The organism is Fodinicurvata sediminis DSM 21159, from assembly GCF_000420625.1.
Lineage (GTDB): Bacteria > Pseudomonadota > Alphaproteobacteria > Kiloniellales > DSM-21159 > Fodinicurvata > Fodinicurvata sediminis.
In genome coordinates this window covers 1-15,406 of sequence record NZ_ATVH01000011.1, presented here as the reverse complement: position 1 = coordinate 15,406, position 15,406 = coordinate 1, and the positions used below count along the sequence as shown (strand labels likewise).

Here is a 15,406-nt window from a genome sequence, read left to right as displayed (position 1 = left end):
TTCTTTTGCTGAAAAGCAAGTCCCACGCCTCCTGTCAATTGCAGCGGCCAACGGACCCTTCCCGGCATACATACTCACCATCGGTCCAGGTCGCACCCGACAGATCGGCAAAGGAAAAGTCTGTATTGTCCAAGGTGGCGCCACTGAGGTCCGCATTCCGCAGATTGGCTCTGTAGAAGCGGGCATCCCGCAAATTGGCCCCTGAAAGACTTGCCCCTTTCAAATCCGCATTCGTGAAATCGGCATTCACCAGATCAGCATCTGTCAGATTCACAGCCTGCAGATTCGCACTGACAAATTTCACCTTGTAGCCATCTATACCCGACAGGTCGGCTTCAGAAAAATCGGCACGAAAGAAGCTGGCCTCTCGCAATCGGGAGTCCGGCATGTTCACACCGGAATAGTCGAGCCCGTCAAACGAGCATCTCTGCCAATCCGCCCCCTCGACAGGCGGATCGCTGCAACCGGCTTGGCTTAGAGAGGGATTTGCCAGAGATAACATCAATGCCAGCGCTGCCAGGAACGGAATTCGCATCAGGAAAAAAGAGCCTTTTGATCCAACAGGATGATACATCACACTAAGAGCAGACCTCCATCAAGGCCACCGTTTATCCCATTCCAGCCAAATGGCCGGGAAAGCATTGCAGTCTGAGAACGCCTGCCTTCGTGGAAAAGCGTGCCTGGTGCAATGGCCGTGCCCAGGAAAAGAAGATAGCGTTCATGAGCAAATGATAAAGTGGGGGGTACGTCTTGATACGTTCCGTGTTGAGTTTTTGCGGAGGCCACGGACCCAAGGTCCTGTTTATTGGTGTTTTCCTGGGGCTTGCCGCTCCCGACCTGGCTGCCTTGCTGCGCCCGCATATTGGCCCGATTGTCGGTATCCTTCTGTTTTTCTCACTGCTACGCATCGAGTGGCAAACGATGAGCAGCTACTTCAGGCATCCTTTCAGCCTGGTAGCCCTGCTGGTCTGGCTTCTGGTGATCTCTCCCGCCCTGATCATGCTCTTGCTCTTGCCATTCCCCCTGCCTGAGGCATTGGAAACCGCCTTGATCCTGATGGCAGCTGCCCCTCCTATCCTGGGAGCCAGCGCCATAGCCTTGCTCGTCGGCCTGGATGCGGCGCTCGCCATCGTCGTGGGGTTGATAGCAACCCTCTTGGCGCCGCTCACCGTGCCGCCAGTCTCTTTCTGGCTGCTGGGTGTGGAACTGGACGTCAGCACCTACGAGTTCATGTTACGTATGGGCATGGTCGTTGGAGGCGCATTCCTGGCCTCGCTTGTAGTGCGCAAGCTTGCTGGCAATTATCGGCTACGTACTGCAGCAAGAGAAATCGACGGCGCGATCGTTCTGGTCATGCTTGTCTTTGCCATTGGCATCATGGACGGGGTAACGGCTACACTCTTCCAGAGACCCTATACCGTAGCCCTTTGGGTGGCCGCGGCTTTCATCGCCAATCCCTTGCTTCAGGTTTCCGCTTTCCTGGTCTTTTTCAAACTCGGGCGCAGCCGGGCACTGACGGCTGGACTCATGAGCGGAAACTGTAACATGGGACTATTGCTTGCATCCCTGCCAGAGACCACGGATTACGATGTTGCGTTGTTCTTTGCCCTTGCGCAGCTTCCCATGTACATGCTGCCCGCCCTCTGTGTCCCACTTTACCGTCACCTTTTGCCAGCAAGCGAGGACTCGCCTTGATAAGGCCGGTGCAATCGAGACACACAGCCATAACCTGTTGCCCAAAGCGCGCACGATAACTAGCGTTTAACCTTTCCATATGATACTTGGGCACTAGTTCTTACTCACATTCATTCAAGTCATTATAATGCGGGGGGATGATGTGAGCAGGGGTGCGGCTTGCCAGTCGCATGCACATCCACCTGCAGACATTGAAACTGGATTGAAGCAATCGTGCTGTGGCCAGCTGGCAACATGGGGCAAATAATGGAATCTGAGATCACTCTAGAACAAGCAAAGGGTTGTTCATCAGCCCCTTGCAGTATCCGCAGGATACGGATCACAGCGTCAGCCGTCCTGGTGAGTGTCACGATGCTCCTCTCCGCTTGTGGCCAAATTCCGGATGGTCACAGACAGGTCAGCGGTCAGCCCATGGACCTTCTTTCTCCCGGCTCTGTCCAGTATGCACAGAACAGCGACGATGACGGATATCTGAGTGACGAGGACGCATCTGCAATTTACGGTACAGATACCCAGGTCATCAGTGACGACCCCCTGGAACTCCTCAATCGCTTCGTATTTGCCTTCAACGAGGCCCTGGACGTGATCCTGATCCGCCCCATAGCGGTAACCTACCGGGACCTCTTCCCGGATCCGGTCAAGGATTCGGTTCGCAATTTCCTGAGAAATCTCAGCACGCCGGTTGTGCTGGCAAACGACTTCCTACAGGGCAACCCGGATCGCGCCAGCGACACGGCCGCTCGATTCTTCATCAACACTGCATTCGGACTTGGTTTCTTCGACCCGGCAAGCGAGCTCGGTCACCCCTATCATGACGAGGATTTCGGGCAGACCATGGCAAGCTATGGCGTCGGAGAAGGCGCATACCTTGTTCTTCCGGTCCTTGGACCGTCTTCCCTGCGTGACACCGGTGGGCGTGTCGTGGACATGTTCTTTGATCCGCTGACCTATCTACTGAACGGAGATGAAGCAAGAAAAGTCAGCATTGCGCGCAGTGGGTTGCGCGGTATTGATTTCAGGGCGCGCAATATCGAGAACTTCGATGAAATCGCCGAGGATTCCGTTGACCCATACGCACGTTTCCGTTCGCTCTGGCGACAGAACAGGCAATATCAGATCGAGAACCGAGACAATCAGATCGAAGGTATCGATTGACCCAGCTTATATGAGCGCTGCTACAATCACACCTCTGTGCAACCGATTTTGCCCGCGGGGAGCCCATGAAATCAGTGACCAGATATTTTTCCGTCGTATTCTTGCTTCTGGGCCTTTGTGCTCCGGCGGCCGCACAGGATAATGCTGAGCAGTTCATAAAGGACTTCGGCACAAAAGCCCTGGAAGAACTGACGGATCAATCCATCTCCTCGGACGAGCGGGAAAAGAGGTTCCGCAGCTTGCTACAGGAAGGTTTTGATCTGCGCTCCATTAGCCAGTTCATCATCGCCCGCCACTGGCGCAGTGCCAGCGATGAGGAGCGAAAGGAATTCATCCAGGTTTTCGAGGATTATCTGATCCAGCGTTTCCTTCCCCTTTTTGAGAAATATCAGGGGGAAACCTTTCATACCAACGGCAGCCGTACGGATGCCCAGAACGAGAGCCTTTCCTGGGTCAGGGTCAACTTTGATCGGCAACAAGGCGATACGGTGAACACTGAGTGGCGTGTCCGCAACCAGGATGGCACATTCAGCATTCTTGACGTTCGTGCCGAGGGGGCCAGTATGGCGCTCACCCTGCGCGACGAGTATGGGTCAGTGATGAATCAGCGCGGCGGGCTTTCCGGCCTGATCGAGGCCCTGAAACAGAAGCTCGACCAGGGTGCTTTTCGACCCGACTGAACAAACAGCCGGCATGCAAGCAGTCCATGCATGCCGGCAGCTTTGCGAAGTTATTCTTCAGGAACTTCAATATAGATGTCGTCACCTTCACGCTTGACGTCATAGGTTGCGACAGGCTCCTCCACCGGGCCTTCCAGAGCTTCGCCTGTGCGGATATCAAACACTGCCTGATGTAGCGGACATTCGATGGTTTCACCATCGACATAGCCTTCATGCAGGCAGGCATAGGCGTGTGTGCAGATGTTGTGCGTTGCGTAGAATTCACCATCGAGGTTGTAGAGTGCGATGGGCATTTCTCCCACCTTTACCTCGATCGCCTTGCCGTCCTCTACATCGTGACTGGACGCAACCTTATGCCAGGTCATTCAACTCTCCTTGAAACAGTCTCTGATATGGGCTCAGTCTGAAACAGCTTGTCCAGACACTGTGCCGAATCATGAATATTGTCTCCCTCACATATCCTGCATGGAATGGGAATTCCACCCCTCGCCGACGGCAGGGCTGGTCTGGTTGGATCGGTGTGATTCTCGCGCTGAGCCTGGTTTTCCCAGCGCCTACTGCTGGTGAACCTCTGGATACCCTCCATCAACTGATCAATGCCTATCGTCAGCAGGTAGGTTTGCCATTCCTGGAAAGGGTCGACAAACTGGACCGTGTCGCAGCGCGGCACAACAACGACATGGCAGTGGATGGGTTCTTTGCGCATTGCTCGCCGGATGACATTTGCCTGAAAGGCCCGCCTGCAATCCGAAGGCTACGCAGCACGCCTTTGGGCTGAAAACCTGGCAGCGGGGCAAGCGACACCCCCTCAAGTCCTGCAAGCCTGGGATCAAAGCCCCGATCACCGCAGGAATCTTCGCCTGGAGCAGGCAACGCAGATCGGTCTTTCAATTCTCGCCCACGACAACAGCGCTATACCGAGCCCCCTGTGGACCGTTGTCCTTGGCCACCCGAGATAAAGTTTGATCGCGAGGGATCACTCAGACGGCCGCGGCGGTATCGTTTCCTGAAAGCGAATGGCCTGTCCGCATGGCTGCTTGAGAAGTTCACCATCCTGCATAACCGTTTCACCACGAATGATGGTCATCACAGGCCACCCTTTTACCTTCATTCCCTCAAAGGGGGACCAACCACATTTGGATGCGAGCCATTTCGACTCAATGGTTTCGACGCGGTCCATATCGACGACCGTGAAGTCGGCATCATAGCCGCGCGCAATACGTCCTTTTCCCGCGATTGCGAATATCCGTTGCGGCCCGGCACTGGTCATATCCACCAGTCTCTGCAAGGTCAGGCGGCCGGCATTCACATGATCGAGCATCAGGGGCAGCAGGGTCTGAACACCGGGCATGCCAGAGGGAATCCGCGGATAGGTTCCCTCTTTTTCCTCTCGCGTATGAGGCGCATGATCCGACCCCAGGACGTCAAACACACCCTGGCGCACACCTTCCCACAGAGCTTCGCGGTGCTCTGCATCGCGGATCGGGGGATTCATCTGGGCCAGGGCCCCTAGGCGTTCATAACATTCAGGGGCAGAAAGGGTCAGGTGCTGGGGCGTGACCTCGCAGGTCACCAGTTCCTTCTGCTCGGCCAGCAAGGCCACTTCCTCACCCGTGGTGATATGCAGGACATGAACACGCCGTCCCGTCTCCCGCGACAAGGCCAGCAGGCGCTTTGTCGCCCGGACCGCCGTTTCCACATCGCGCCAAACCGGATGCATCTCGGAACCACTTCCCTCCTCGATCACGGACAACCGCTCGCGCAATCGCGCCTCGTCCTCGGCATGGACGGCAACGCGGCGGCGCCCGGAGGCGAGGACACGCCGCAGCGAGTCATCATCCTCGACCAGAAGACTACCCGTTGAAGATCCCATGAAGACCTTCACGCCTGAACAGCCCTGGAGCATCTCCAGTTCTGCAAGCTTGTCTGCGTTTTCCTCGGCCGAACCCATATAGAATGCAAAGTCCGTCCAGGCCCGGCCTTCTGCACGCGCCAGCTTGTCGTTCAAGGCCTCTGCCGTCAGGGTCGAGGGGTTGGTATTGGGCATCTCGAACAGGGCGGTGACCCCACCCAACACGGCTGCACGGGTCCCGCTTTCTAAATCTTCCTTGTGCTCCAAGCCAGGTTCCCGGAAATGCACCTGGCTGTCTATCACGCCCGGAAGCACCGTCAGTCCTTTCAGGTCATGAACTTCCCTGGCGGAGCGCGGCTCGAAGGAGCCAAGTGCCGCAATGCGCCCATCTGAAACCGCAACATCACATTCTGCTGGTCCGTTTGGCGTGAAGACGGTTCCCCCCTTGAGGAGCAAATCGAATGTAGATGTCATTATAAATTCTCCGGTTCACATACTCAGGCGGTAATGTCGGCATGCTTGCCTTGATCATCCGCCGTTCGTGTCGTCGAACTCACGGGAACAGCCTGTCCCAGTGCACGGTAGAAACAGGCAAGCCAACCGTCCGTTGCCAGACTTTCCTGATGGTGGGTCTCATAGACCCGCCTGCCGCCCGCGGCAAGGCGATCGTACAGGATGGGATCCTGCAGGATCCGACGCAAGGTGCGTTGCAGGGCTTTGTCATCTCCGCTGCTGCTCAGCATGCCGCTGTCGCCATGCCGTATCAAACAGGCCGGACCAATCGCTCCAGCGCCGACAATCGGGCAACTCTGGCTCCAGGCTTCGATGACGCTGTAGCCAATGGTATCCTTCGTGCTGGCAGCGACCACCACATCCGCCGCTGCGTAGTATGCCCTGTGGTCGAGTCGCGGCTCGAGCAACCGCAATCGGCTGGTCGTTTCCATTCGATCGGCAAAGGCCATCAGTTTCTTGTGATCCCGCCTGGGTGCAATCATCCACAGGAATATGTCCTTCATCTCGGCAAGCATCCGGATCAGGCCGTAGCCGCCGGTATCTCCAGTCTTCAAAGGCGTACTGACCACAAGATCAGCTTCAAAGGGCGTGTGAAGGCCCTTGCGCGGAAAAGGCTGAACGATCTCGTTGCTGACAGGCATGCTCGGAAGATCGATATGATCATCGGACCAGCCCTGCTCCCGAACGGCCTCTCCCAAATCCTCGTTCAGGGCAATCAATCGGCGACAGGCCCGCCAGCGAGAAACTGGCCCGTAATCACTTGCGATTCCAATGAGACAACGGTGAGTCTCCAGCCTGAGCGCACCCATGGCTTCCGCTCGCCAGACAAGCACAATATCCGGACGATAGACCTGCAGACTATCGGCTACCCGCGTAGGCGTGGAAAAATCCAGCCAACGACGAAATGGCAGGCTTTCCAGGTTCAACCCCATGGTCTCCAGGTCGGATGTAGGCATTGCATTTTTGCGAATCAGGATCTGCTGGCTGACCTCGTCACGCCACACGGGGTCGTGAAAGGTGGTACAAATCCTGGCAAAAAGTGCGCACAATTCCGGTTCATCACGGCCGAAATCGGCGATGTGCATTATGCGCATGCAACGCCCCCACTGAGAACCGGGTCTTTTCACCAGGAACCTTCTTGTTCCGACTCGCCCGGCCACTTACCTAGGTCAGCGGAAGAAGGATAACAGCATGAGCAGAATTTTCGCCGTAAAACTTGAAGAACGTGGCCTCCTGGCCCTGAACGGCCCGGATTTGAGGGATTTCCTTCAGGGAATTGTCTCCAATGATGTCAACCGTGTCAGCCCGAACCAGTCCATTTGGGCCGCTTTCCTGACCCCCCAGGGTAAGTACCTGTACGATTTCTTCATCGCCCAGCCCGCGGAAGACACCTTTTGGATGGACGTGGAAGCGGCACGCCGTGCAGACCTCATGAAGCGTCTGCGCATGTACAAGCTCCGCTCCAAAGTCGAGATGGCGGATCTGAGTGAGGCGTTCGAGGTCCATGCCCTTTACGGAGAACTGCCTGAAAATCTGGACCTGCCCACGCAAGCAGGCGCCAGCCTGTCCTATGGCGATGGTATCCTGATGCGCGATCCCCGCCACCCTGCTGCCGGCCTGCGTCTCGTTGCCCCGGCGAACCAGGCCACCCAGTTGCTGTCGTCACTCAATGCAAAAACCGGCACGCGGGAGGACTATGACAGCCAGCGCATAGACCTGGGCCTTCCCGATGGCAGCCGTGACATGGAGGCCGAGCGTGCAACCCTGCTCGAGAACGGATTCGACGAGCTTGGCGGCGTGGATTGGCAGAAAGGCTGTTACATGGGACAGGAACTGACAGCGCGCACCAAGTACCGTGGATTGGTGAAAAAACGCCTGATGCCTGTTGAGGTGGAAGGTTCTCTGCCTGAAATCGGCACTGCCGTTACACTGGATGGGAAACAGGTGGGCGAAGTTCGCTCTTCTGCCAACGGGCGTGCGCTTGCTCTGCTGCGACTGGATATTTTCAAGAAGGAGGACAACCCACTCCTTGAAGCCGGCGATGCCAAGCTCAAGCCCCGTCAACCTGATTGGGCCAATTTCTGGCAAGACTCGCGCTGAGCTCCGCCAAGCGATCGAAAGGCACCTCTTCCTCACTCAATTCCAGGTTCACGCAGCGCTTCACGCCCTCACGGCCAAAGCGGTTGCGCAGAGCGTCTTCCAGCCAGTGCTCAGCCTGATTCAACCGCTTGATGGCCAGCCTGTCGGGCCTGGAGCATAGAGTCGCCCAGCGGTTTTCCAATGCCATCCGCAAGGGCTCGATACCATCGGGTTCCTGCAAGGCCAGGCGCAGAATGGAGACCTCACTGCCATCTCTTGATCGGGGTGGAAGGGCTTCTCGTAAATCCATTTCGGTCTTGTGAGCTGCAGAGCCCATGTCCGCCTTGGTAACCACCGCCAGATGCGGGGTTTCCGCAATTCCTGCTTTCATGAATTGAAGTACGTCCCCGCTTCCAGGCTGTACACAGAAGACCACGCTATCAGCCAGATTGGCCACGTCGGTTTCCGATTGCCCGACGCCAACGGTCTCCACGAGGATCCGTTCATAATGTGCCCGCAGCAAGACTGTTGCAGCCCAGGTCACATCCGCCAATCCGCCCAGACGGTCCCGGGCCGCCATGGAACGTATGAACAGACCGGAATCCTCCGGATTTCCGCCCAGACGCACGCGGTCACCCAGCAAGGCACCTCCGCTTTGACGAGACGAGGGATCCACGGCGACCACCGCCACGCTCAGCCCTTCCTGTCGGAAGGATTCGATCAGACCTCTTATCAATGTGGATTTACCGACCCCAGGGGGGCCCGTGATACCGATCACATGCCCCTTGGGCGCACGATATGCTTCGGCAAGCATCTGCCGAGTTTCCACAGCATCGGCATGGCGCTCGACGGCGGCCAAGGCCTGCGCGATAGCGGCCTTTCCTCTTATCTGGCTGTGGTCCCTATAACCTTTAGTCATTCAGATCATCTTTCCGGGCCAAGCTGGTTGATAAACCCTTGTTGCAGCAGCCTACTGCCCGAACACGGAAGTTCCAAGATATCGCTCCAGCCTTGTTGTCGGCCGGTCAGGGGATCCCGAATCAGAAAACGCCCGAAGCAGTGCTCCGGGCGTTTTCCGGCCCAAGGCCCCTTGACCTTTCATCCAATCATACGTCGCGTTCGGCTTCTTTCAGGGCTGCCTGTGCTGCTGCAAGGCGCGCAATCGGAACACGGAATGGGGAACAACTGACATATTCCAGTCCGGTCTCGTGACAAAAACGAATCGAGGCCGGATCCCCACCATGCTCACCGCAGATACCAAGCTTGATATCCGGATGGGCACCGCGGCCACGTTCCGTCGCAATACCAACCAGTTCGCCGACACCTTCACGGTCCAGGGAGATGAAGGGATCCTGCTCCAGGATTCCCTGAGCCTGATAGGCCGGCAGGAAATTGCCGGAATCGTCACGGGACAGGCCAAATGTCGTCTGGGTCAGATCGTTCGTACCGAACGAGAAGAAATCGGCCTCTTCGGCAATCTCCGCCGCACGCAGGGCTGCACGCGGCAACTCGATCATCGTGCCAATCAGGTATTCGATTTTCTGCCCATGACTGTCCATGACTTCCTGGGCCACCCGTTTGACCAGGGCGCGCAAGATCTCCAGTTCCTTCTTCACGGACACAAGAGGAATCATGACTTCCGGCACGATGGTATCGCCATCCTGCTTGTGAACCTCAACCGCAGCCTCGAAGATGGCGCGGGCCTGCATTTCGTATATCTCGGGATAGGTGATCCCCAGGCGGCATCCGCGATGTCCCAGCATCGGATTGACCTCATGCAGTTTCAGCATGCGCGCCCGTGTCTGCTCTACCGGCACGCCGGCCGAACGAGCCACTTCTTCCAGTTCCGCCTCACCGTTCGGCAGAAATTCATGGAGCGGTGGATCCAGGAGGCGAATGGTGACCGGCAGACCCTTCATGATCCGGAAGATGTCGATGAAGTCCTGACGCTGCATCGGCAGGATTTTCTCGAGTGCTTTTCTGCGCCCCGCTTCGCTTTCAGCCAGGATCATCTCACGCACGGCGATGATGCGATCGGCCTCAAAGAACATGTGTTCGGTCCGGCACAGGCCGATCCCCTCAGCCCCGAACTGAACTGCAGTCCGGCAATCGGTGGGCGTTTCCGCATTGGTGCGGACCTTCAAGGTGCGCGTGCGATCGGCCCATTCCATCAGGCGTGCAAAGTCACCGCTCAGCTCGGGCTGAACCGTAGGTACGTCGCCCTGGATGATCTCGCCGGAAGCCCCATCGATGGTGATCCGATCACCTTCCTTCAACTCGACGGACCCGGCACGCATGACTCCCCCCTTGTAGTCGATGCGCAGCTCACCGGCACCGGCAACACAGGGACGCCCCATGCCGCGCGCCACAACGGCCGCATGACTGGTCATGCCCCCACGCGTGGTCAGGATGCCCTGCGCCGCATGCATGCCGTGAATATCCTCAGGGCTGGTCTCGATGCGGCACAGAATGACCTTTTGCCCGTCATTGGCCAGCTTCTCGGCTTGATCGGCGGTGAAGACGATGGTTCCTGAGGCCGCGCCCGGGGATGCCGGCAAACCGCGGCCAATGACCTTGCGTTCGGCCTTTGGATCCAGCGTCGGATGCAGCAACTGATCCAGAGAAGCCGGATCTATGCGCTGAACGGCCTCCTCCTCGCTGATCAAACCATCTTTCACCATGTCCACGGCAATCTTGAGAGCGGCCTTGGCCGTGCGCTTACCGGCCCTGGTCTGCAGCATGTACAGCTTGTCGCCCTGAACGGTGAATTCGATGTCCTGCATGTCGCGGTAATGGCGTTCCAGCAGGCCCCGCACCTCCAGCAGCTGGCGGAAGACGTCCGGCATGACCTCTTCCATGGCCGGCATGTCCGAGCCCTGCTTTTCCTTGCTACGCACGGTGATATTCTGCGGCGTGCGGATACCGGCGACCACGTCCTCACCCTGGGCGTTCACGAGATACTCGCCATAGAATTCGTTCTCGCCGGTGGAGGGGTCGCGCGTGAAGGCCACGCCGGTCGCACAGTCATCGCCCATGTTGCCGAAGACCATGGCCTGGATATTCACGGCGGTGCCCCAGGCTTCGGGAATCTGGTGCAGGCGCCGGTAGGTCACGGCACGCTGGTTGGTCCAGGACTGGAAGACAGCGGCGATGGCCGCCCAGAGCTGGTCCTTGGGATCCTGCGGGAAAGGCGTGCCGATCTCATCGGCGATCTTCGCCTTGTATTGCTCGATGACTCCTTTCCAGTCCTCGGCCGTCAGCTCCGTATCCAGGTGGGCGCCCCGGTCCTCCTTGGCCAGTTCCAGGATTTCCTCGAAGTGATAGTGGTCCACGCCCAGAACCACATCCCCGAACATCTGGATAAAGCGGCGATAGCTGTCATAGGCGAAACGTTCATCGTTGGAGTGACGGGCCAGCCCCTCCACCGTGCTGTCGTTCAGGCCAAGGTTCAGAACCGTGTCCATCATGCCGGGCATGGAAACCCGCGCACCCGAACGAACAGAGACCAGCAAGGGATTGTCTGGCGCGCCAAACTTCGCACCGGTGATCTTTTCAATGTGCTTCAGTCCCTCTTCGACCTGAGTGGTCAGCTCGTTCGGGTACTCGGATGTTTGCGTGAAGTGAGCACAGACTTCCGTCGTGATGGTAAAACCGGGCGGCACGGGCAAGCCGATGGACGCCATCTCGGCAAGATTGGCCCCCTTGCCGCCGAGAAGGTTGCGCATATCCGAACGGCCTTCGGAGTCTCCGCCGCCAAAGTTGTAAACCCACTTGGACATCTTGACACTTTCTCCCGATAGTCGGCGCACAGCTGCGCCGCGTCTATCCTTCAATCTTCGAAAAATCAGCCACTTCGGACAGCGTCAGGCCAATACGGGCCAGCAGGTTCAAGCGGTTTTCCCTCATCCCACTGGCCTCTGCATTCACCGTCACGCTGTCGAAAAAGGCGTCCACCGGACGACGCAAGGCCGCCATGGCCGCCATAGCTTCTGCGAAATCTTCCCTCCCCAGAGCCGTTCTGGCATCGGCCGACGCTTTTTCCAGCGCCTTGTAAAGACTGGCCTCTGCCTCTTCTTCAAGGCGTGATTCTGTCACCTCGCCTTCAAAAACACGTGCATCCTTCTTGGATTCGATTCGAACGATATTCGCTGCCCGCCGCCAGGCGGTCAGCAGGTTTGCCCCGTCCTCGCTTTGCAGGAAAGTCTCCAGGGCCTCGACCCGAGCCAGCAGGCGAACCAGGTCATCCTCATCCCCCAGTGAAAAGACCGCTGATATCAGGTCATGACGCACACCACGGTCACGCAGGGTTACCTTCAGGCGGTCTGCCAGGAATTCAAGCAGGGATTCTTCCACCTGCTCGGTTTTCAGTTCCTTGAAAGTTGCCTCAGCTTCCCTGAAGACCTCAAGCAAGGGGAGGCGCTGGTTGTTCTCGACGATCAGGCGAATAACACCCAAAGCCGCTCGACGCAGTGCATAGGGGTCCTTGGAGCCTGTCGGCTTCTCGTCGATAGCCCAGAAGCCGACCAGTGTATCGATCTTGTCGGCCAGCGCGACGGCCACGGAAACACCGGCCGAAGGACAGGCGTCATTGGGCCCCAAAGGAGAATAGTGTTCGGCTATGGCCTGGGCCACCTCCTCATGCTCACCGTCCTGGTCCGCATAGTAGCGCCCCATGATGCCCTGCAGCTCAGGGAATTCCCCGACCATCTCGGTGGTCAGGTCGGCCTTGCACAACCGTGCCGCCGAGCGCACACGATCAACATCCACGTCATCCATGCGATGTGCAAGCCCGACGGCCAGCGCTTCAATACGCCCAACCTTGTCAGCCAGACTACCCAATCGGGCATGGAAGACCATGTCGGACAGCGCCTGTACCCGGCTTTCCAGGCTGTCCCTGCGATCCTGGTCCCAGAAGAAACGCGCATCATCCAGGCGAGCACGCAGTACGCGTGCATTGCCGGAGACAATGTTATCCCGGATTTGCGAGCCTTCGGGCGCCTCCATGTTGGTCACCAGGAGGAAACGATCCGCCAGCGCCCCATCCGGTTTGACCAACGCAAAATACTTCTGATGACTGCGCATCGCTGTAATGAGGACCTCAGGAGGCAGTTCCATCAGGTCCCGGGGAATGGGGACAATCAGGGTTTCCGGCCATTCCACAAGTCCCGCCACCTCATCGACAAGGCCAGGATCCGGACGCACCGCCAATCCAGCGGAATGCGCAAGCGAGGCGCTCTGTTCTACGATGATGCGCCGGCGTTCATCCTGATCCAGGATGACATAGGCCTTGCGCAACTTGTCCCGGTATTCCTCGAAGGAGCCGACCTCAAAGGGCTCGGGGCTCAGGAAACGGTGCCCCAAGACACTGCTGTGGGAAACGTCAAACCCGCGATCAGCCAGCTGTATCGCGTCACCAAGTGGCTCTCCTTCGAAGATTGCCATAACCCTGTGCAGGGGGCGAACCCAACGCCCCTGCCCGCTGGCCCAGCGCATAGACTTAGGCCAGGACATTCCCAGAAGTGCCGCAGCAATTGCACTGGGCAGCACCGTACGCGTGGAGCGCCCTTCGATATGGCGAACGGCAAAATAGAAATCGCCCTTGGCTGTTTGCCGGACTTCAGCCTGGGAAATGTCTTCAAGGCCATTGGCCTTCAGGAAGCCTTCAACGGCCTTGTCGGGTGCGCCAACCTTGGGCCCCTTGCGCTCTTCTGTCACATCCGGCTGCTGTTCCGGCAAGCCGCGCACCACGGCGGCAAGGCGGCGTGGAGTCACGAAACATTCGATCTCTTCATACGCCAGGCCCGCTTCGTTTAGCTTGTCGGACAGCAATCGCTGCATGTCATCTCGGGCCCGCGCTTGCATGCGGGCCGGTATTTCCTCGCCGAATAATTCAAGCAGCAACTCAGGCACCTGTCGCCTCCTGCGCCTGTTCCACGCTGGAAAAGCTTCCAACCCAGACCTCGCAACAGCCTTTGGCCAAGGCCCGGACCTTGCCGATATAAGCCTGCCTTTCGGTAACGGAGATGACCCCCCTGGCATCCAGCAGGTTAAAGAGATGACTTGCCTTCATGCACTGATCATAGGCTGGCAAAGCGAGCTTCTGCTTCAGCAACAGGGCGCATTCAGCCTCGGCATCTGAAAAATGCTGAAACAGGCGCTCGGTGTCGGCATGCTCGAAATTGTAGGCCGAGAACTCGCGCTCGGCCTGCAGAAAGACATCGCCATAGCACTTACCTCCCCGGCTTTCCGACAAGCCATCCCAGTCCAAGTTATAGACATTGTCCACGCCCTGGACATACATGGCCAGGCGCTCGAGACCATAGGTCAATTCAACAGGAACAGGGTCACAGTCGATGCCACCTACCTGCTGGAAATAGGTGAACTGCGTGACCTCCATACCGTCGCACCAAACTTCCCAACCCAGACCCCAGGCCCCCAGGGTCGGACTTTCCCAGTCGTCCTCGACGAAGCGAATGTCATGTTCCAGTGGATTGATCCCCATGGCCTCCAGGCTGCCAAGATAGAGATCCTGGATATTTGCTGGGGAGGGCTTCATCAGTACCTGGAACTGGTAGTAATGCTGCAACCTGTTGGGATTCTCGCCATAGCGGCCATCAGTCGGACGCCGCGAAGGCTGGACATAGGCACAATTCCAGTCCCGCTCAGGGCCGAGCGAGCGCAAGGTCGTGGCCGGATGAAAAGTTCCGGCTCCCACCTCCATGTCGTAAGGCTGCAGGAGGACACACCCCTGTTCAGCCCAATAGCTTTGCAGCTTGAGGATCAGACTCTGAAAACAGGTCGTCGGGTCGGCGGCGATCTTGGGCATGAAAACAATCGGAATTGCGCGTCTGAAGGCGAGCGCACCCTATAGAGAGCAGGTCGCCAAATCAAGCCGTACACAGGTTCCCTGCACCCCTGTCAGATATGCAGTTCATGGTGGTGGCAAAGAACCACTCAATTCAGTGATTCCACATGGGCATAAGGGCATAACATATTGAAAATTATAGTTACTGAAATTTTCGCACAGCCCAACTCATCCAATTGAGCCCGTACTCCGTATCAATTCTCGCAGCAGGGATAACGACGTAAGCGGTGCGAGAGCCCCATACTCCAGTAGCGGGTTTGTATAGGTTACTGTTGGTCCCAGTGTTATCGAAATACGGGATACCAAATGGACCAACATTTGTTAGTGGAGGAGTTCGACCATAGTGTCGAGCGCCTTGATGTGCTGGAGGGCCCGACGGGCCGGCGGCGTTGGACGGAGGAGGCCAAGGCGCGGATTGTCGCGGAATCGTTTGAGCCGGATGCGCGCGTTGCCGAGGTGGCGCGGCGCCACGGCCTGCGCCCGCAGCACCTCTCGAGCTGGCGCCGCCAGGCGCGCGCAGGACAGCTGCCGGGCCTGGAACCGAACCTGCCCGAGTTTGCCCGGGTG

At 57.8% G+C, this 15,406-nt stretch carries 14 protein-coding genes; 6 read left to right on the top strand and 8 right to left on the bottom strand.

What is annotated here, in order from left to right; translation table 11 throughout:
• Positions 1 to 34: 34 nt before the first annotated feature.
• Complete coding sequence (locus tag G502_RS0101325; RefSeq protein WP_022726859.1) at positions 35 to 535, bottom strand: pentapeptide repeat-containing protein; 501 nt, start codon at positions 533 to 535, stop codon at positions 35 to 37.
• A gap of 215 nt (positions 536 to 750) precedes the next feature.
• Between G502_RS0101325 and G502_RS0101320 the strand changes: the two genes are divergently transcribed.
• From G502_RS0101320 to G502_RS0101310, 3 genes are all read left to right on the top strand, one after another.
• Positions 751 to 1,695 (top strand): hypothetical protein, encoded by a 945-nt coding sequence (locus tag G502_RS0101320; protein WP_026988938.1) that lies wholly within the window; start codon positions 751 to 753, stop codon positions 1,693 to 1,695.
• Positions 1,696 to 2,106: 411 nt separating this feature from the next.
• Entirely contained in the window at positions 2,107 to 2,850 is a 744-nt protein-coding gene (locus G502_RS18100; protein WP_022726857.1) for an MlaA family lipoprotein, read from the top strand.
• A gap of 65 nt (positions 2,851 to 2,915) precedes the next feature.
• Positions 2,916 to 3,530 carry an MlaC/ttg2D family ABC transporter substrate-binding protein gene (locus G502_RS0101310; protein WP_081649630.1) on the top strand — a complete coding sequence of 205 codons (615 nt, stop codon included), beginning with the start codon at positions 2,916 to 2,918 and terminating at the stop codon, positions 3,528 to 3,530.
• A 50-nt stretch (positions 3,531 to 3,580) separates the two neighbouring features.
• Here the strand turns inward: G502_RS0101310 and G502_RS0101305 are convergent, their stop codons facing one another.
• Positions 3,581 to 3,895: a Rieske (2Fe-2S) protein gene (locus tag G502_RS0101305; protein WP_022726855.1), complete on the bottom strand. Its 315-nt coding sequence runs from the start codon at positions 3,893 to 3,895 to the stop codon at positions 3,581 to 3,583.
• Between the two features lie 375 nt (positions 3,896 to 4,270).
• Between G502_RS0101305 and G502_RS22850 the strand changes: the two genes are divergently transcribed.
• Positions 4,271 to 4,489 (top strand): CAP domain-containing protein, encoded by a 219-nt coding sequence (locus tag G502_RS22850; protein ID WP_367401673.1) that lies wholly within the window; start codon positions 4,271 to 4,273, stop codon positions 4,487 to 4,489.
• A 17-nt stretch (positions 4,490 to 4,506) separates the two neighbouring features.
• Here the strand turns inward: G502_RS22850 and G502_RS0101295 are convergent, their stop codons facing one another.
• Together G502_RS0101295 and G502_RS0101290 are read right to left on the bottom strand one after the other, a co-directional pair.
• A complete protein-coding gene (locus G502_RS0101295) occupies positions 4,507 to 5,856 on the bottom strand; it encodes a dihydroorotase (protein WP_022726853.1) in 1,350 nt (449 codons plus the stop codon).
• A gap of 23 nt (positions 5,857 to 5,879) precedes the next feature.
• Positions 5,880 to 6,989, bottom strand: a complete 1,110-nt coding sequence (locus G502_RS0101290) for a glycosyltransferase (RefSeq protein WP_026988937.1) — start codon at positions 6,987 to 6,989, stop codon at positions 5,880 to 5,882.
• A 97-nt stretch (positions 6,990 to 7,086) separates the two neighbouring features.
• On the opposite strand from G502_RS0101290, the gene ygfZ reads away from it, so the two are divergent.
• Complete coding sequence (gene ygfZ / locus G502_RS0101285; RefSeq protein WP_022726851.1) at positions 7,087 to 7,995, top strand: CAF17-like 4Fe-4S cluster assembly/insertion protein YgfZ; 909 nt, start codon at positions 7,087 to 7,089, stop codon at positions 7,993 to 7,995.
• On the opposite strand, the gene G502_RS0101280 is transcribed toward ygfZ, so the two are convergent.
• From G502_RS0101280 to G502_RS18095, 4 genes are all read right to left on the bottom strand, one after another.
• Complete coding sequence (locus tag G502_RS0101280; RefSeq protein WP_022726850.1) at positions 7,946 to 8,893, bottom strand: ArgK/MeaB family GTPase; 948 nt, start codon at positions 8,891 to 8,893, stop codon at positions 7,946 to 7,948. The genes ygfZ and G502_RS0101280 overlap by 50 nt on opposite strands.
• Before the next feature lie 187 nt (positions 8,894 to 9,080).
• Positions 9,081 to 11,753, bottom strand: coding sequence for a pyruvate, phosphate dikinase (gene ppdK / locus G502_RS0101275; RefSeq protein ID WP_026988936.1), 2,673 nt, complete (start codon positions 11,751 to 11,753; stop codon positions 9,081 to 9,083).
• Between the two features lie 43 nt (positions 11,754 to 11,796).
• Positions 11,797 to 13,884 carry a glycine--tRNA ligase subunit beta gene (glyS, locus tag G502_RS0101270; RefSeq protein ID WP_022726848.1) on the bottom strand — a complete coding sequence of 696 codons (2,088 nt, stop codon included), beginning with the start codon at positions 13,882 to 13,884 and terminating at the stop codon, positions 11,797 to 11,799.
• Positions 13,877 to 14,800, bottom strand: a complete 924-nt coding sequence (locus G502_RS18095; protein WP_022726847.1) for a glycine--tRNA ligase subunit alpha — start codon at positions 14,798 to 14,800, stop codon at positions 13,877 to 13,879. Before G502_RS18095 ends, glyS begins: the two co-directional genes overlap by 8 nt.
• 345 nt (positions 14,801 to 15,145) lie before the next feature.
• On the opposite strand from G502_RS18095, the gene G502_RS0101260 reads away from it, so the two are divergent.
• Positions 15,146 to 15,406 (top strand): transposase (locus tag G502_RS0101260; RefSeq protein WP_155957766.1); only part of this gene is annotated, 261 nt, incomplete at its 3' end.